Annotated in this window: 1 protein-coding gene; it reads left to right on the top strand. The window is 73.4% G+C overall.

Going from position 1 to position 3,027, the window contains the following annotated elements; translation table 11 throughout:
* Nucleotides 1–42 precede the first annotated feature (42 nt).
* Nucleotides 43–2,946, top strand: coding sequence for a cation-translocating P-type ATPase (locus PLP61_RS16065; protein ID WP_324503770.1), 2,904 nt, complete (start codon nucleotides 43–45; stop codon nucleotides 2,944–2,946).
* The last annotated feature ends 81 nt before the right edge of the window (nucleotides 2,947–3,027 follow it).

Below are 3,027 nucleotides of genomic sequence, written 5' to 3'. Positions count from 1 at the left end.
CTAGCGTCGGAGGCGCAGGCGGTCCGGAGAAGGGAGGTTCGCGTGGCACCGGAGGAGAGCGGCACCCTCGCCTCGGTCGACGCCTCGCTCGAGGAGTCCGCGGCCGTGGCGCTGCGGTTCGGGACCGACCCGGAGTCGGGGCTGGGGGTCGCGGAGGTACGCCGCCGGCAGGAGCGCTTCGGCCCCAACGAGCTCGTCGAGGCGCCACCGGAGCCGACCTGGGTCAAGGTGCTGCGGCAGTTCCGGGACCCGCTGATCTACCTGCTCTTCGTCGCCATCGCCGTCTCCGTGGCGGCGTGGGCGCTCGAGGGGGCGCACGGCTGGCCGTACGACGCGCTGGTGATCGCCGCGATCGTCGTGGCGAACGCGGTGCTGGGGTTCGTCCAGGAGGCGCGCGCCGAGCACGCCGTCCAGGCCCTGGAACGGATGTCGGCCACGATGTCCACGGTGGTCCGCGACGGTGCGCAGGAGCGCGTGCCCTCGCGTGACCTGGTCCCCGGCGACCTGATGGTGCTGGGGGAGGGCGACGCGGTAGGTGCCGACGCCCGGCTCCTCGCGGCGACCGCGCTCCAGGTCTCGGAGGCCTCTCTCACCGGCGAGAGCGAGGCGGTGCGCAAGCAGGTCGAGGTGCTGGCGGAGCCGGCCGCCCTGGGGGACCGGCAGAACATGGTGTTCCAGGGCACGGCCGTCGCCCAGGGCGTCGGCCGCGCAGTGGTCACGGCCACCGGCATGCACACCGAGATGGGACAGATCGCCGACCTCCTGCTGACCACCGAGGAGGAGCCGAGCCCCCTCCAGGTCGAGATCGGCCACATCGGTCGCACGCTGGGCCTGGCCGTGCTGGTGATCGCGGCGGTGGTCACGGCCACGGTGCTGCTGACCGCCGGGGTCCACACCGCCCAGCAGGCCGTCACCGCGCTCCTGCTGGGGGTGTCTCTGGCGGTGGCCGCCGTCCCCGAGGGTCTGCCGACGATCATCTCGGTGGTGCTCGCGCTCGGCGTGCAGCGGATGGCCGCCCGGAACGCCATCGTCAAGCGGCTCTCCTCGGTGGAGACCCTCGGCTCGGCCTCGGTGATCTGCTCGGACAAGACCGGCACGCTCACGCGTGGGGAGATGACCCTGGGCCGCGTCGTCACCGCTCTGGGCGGGCTCACCGTCACCGGAGCCGGCTACCGCCCGGAGGGGGCGGTGGAGTACGCCGGGCCGGGTCCGGAGCCCCCGGGGCTGCGGGAGCAGGCCACCGAGCTCGTGGGCTACGGCTGCCTGGCCGGCAACGCGACCTGGGGCGAGGTGGACGGGGAGTGGGAGATCCAGGGAGACCCGACCGAGGCCGCCTTCCTGGTCGCGCGGGCGAAGCTGGGGAACGGGTCCGCCGGGGCGGACCGCTACCGGCGGGTCGGGGAGGTCCCCTTCACCTCCGAGCGCAAGATGATGTCGGTCCTGGTCGCCGATGCGGAGCGGGGCGGCCGCGTGTCCGTGGTCAGCAAGGGGGCCCCCGACGTCCTCCTCGACCACTGTGCCTGGGTGCAGTCGGGCCCGGACGTGGTCGCCCTCGACCAGGCCGGCCGCCGACGCGTCCTCCACGAGGTGGAGCAGCTCTCCGCCGACGCCTTCCGCACCCTGGGGGTCGCCTACCGCCACCTGGACGGCGACCAGTCTCCCGAGCCCGGTGTCGAGGTCGAGCACGACCTGGTGCTGTCCGGCGTCGTCGGCATCATCGACCCGCCGCGTCCCGAGGCGGCACTGGCCGTCGCGGACGCCTCGCGGGCCGGCGTACGGGTGCTGATGATCACCGGCGACCACCCGCTGACCGCCTCCCGGATCGCCCGCGACCTGGGTGTCGTCGACCCGGCCGGTCGGGCCCTGCGCGGCACCGACCTGGACGAGCTGGATGACGTCGGGCTGCGCGAGGCGGTCCGCCGCCACTCCGTCTACGCCCGGGTCACCCCCCGGCACAAGCAGCGCATCGTGGACGCCCTGCAGGCCGAGGGGCACATCGTGGCGATGACCGGTGACGGGGTGAACGACGCGCCGGCGCTGAAGTCCGCCGACATCGGGGTCGCGATGGGCCGCTCGGGCACCGAGGTCAGCCGCGAGGCCGCGAGGATGATCCTCGCCGACGACAACTTCGCCACGATCGTGGCGGCGGTCCGGGAGGGCCGCGGCATCTTCTCCAACATCAAGAAGTTCCTGCGCTACCTGCTGTCCTCCAACGTCGGTGAGGTGCTCACGGTCTTCCTCGGTGTGGTGCTGGCGGGGGTGGTCGGCCTGACCGCGCCCGCCGGGGGGCTGGCTGTGCCGCTGCTGGCGACCCAGATCCTGTGGATCAACCTGCTCACCGACAGCGCGCCGGCACTCGCGATGGGGGTGGATCCCGAGTCGGAGGACGTGATGGCCCGACCGCCGCGCAGCCGGTCCGACCGGGTCGTCGACCTCACGATGTGGCGAGGGGTGGTCGAGGTGGGCCTGGTGATGGCGGCCGCGACCCTGCTGACCCTCGACCTGATGCTGCCCGGCGGCCTGGTCGAGGGCGACAGCAACCTGCTGCACGCCCGCACCGCGGCGTTCACCGTGCTGGTGCTCGCCCAGCTGTTCAACGCGCTCAACGCACGCTCGGAGACCGTCAGCGCCTTCCACGGGCTGTTCGCCAACCGCTGGCTGTGGGCGGCCCTGGGGCTGTCCCTGCTCCTGCAGGTCGCAGTGGTCCACCTGCCGTTCCTCAACCGCGCGTTCACCACCACGCCGCTGACCGTCCAGGAGTGGCTGCTGTGCGCCGGGATGGCCAGCACCGTGCTGTGGTTCGTCGAGCTGCGCAAGCTGGTGCTGCGGAGGGCGGGGGCGTCCCGGCTTGGCGCCGGGATCCCTGGTGAGGGTAGCCTTACCTCTGACCGTGGCGACACGGCCCCGACCCCTGTGCAGGACCCCGTGCAAGGACAGCCCGGATGACCGACCTGAGCGACCGCCTCCGCCGGCGTGCGGTGCGCCCGCTGCCGAGCCGCGGCGGCCCCGCCGGCGTGCTTGCGGACC

It is taken from the genome of Nocardioides sp., assembly GCF_035429765.1.
In the GTDB taxonomy this organism is placed as follows: Bacteria; Actinomycetota; Actinomycetes; order Propionibacteriales; family Nocardioidaceae; genus Nocardioides.
Note: the sequence above shows the minus strand (reverse complement) of the source record. Positions and strands in the feature narration are given on the sequence as shown.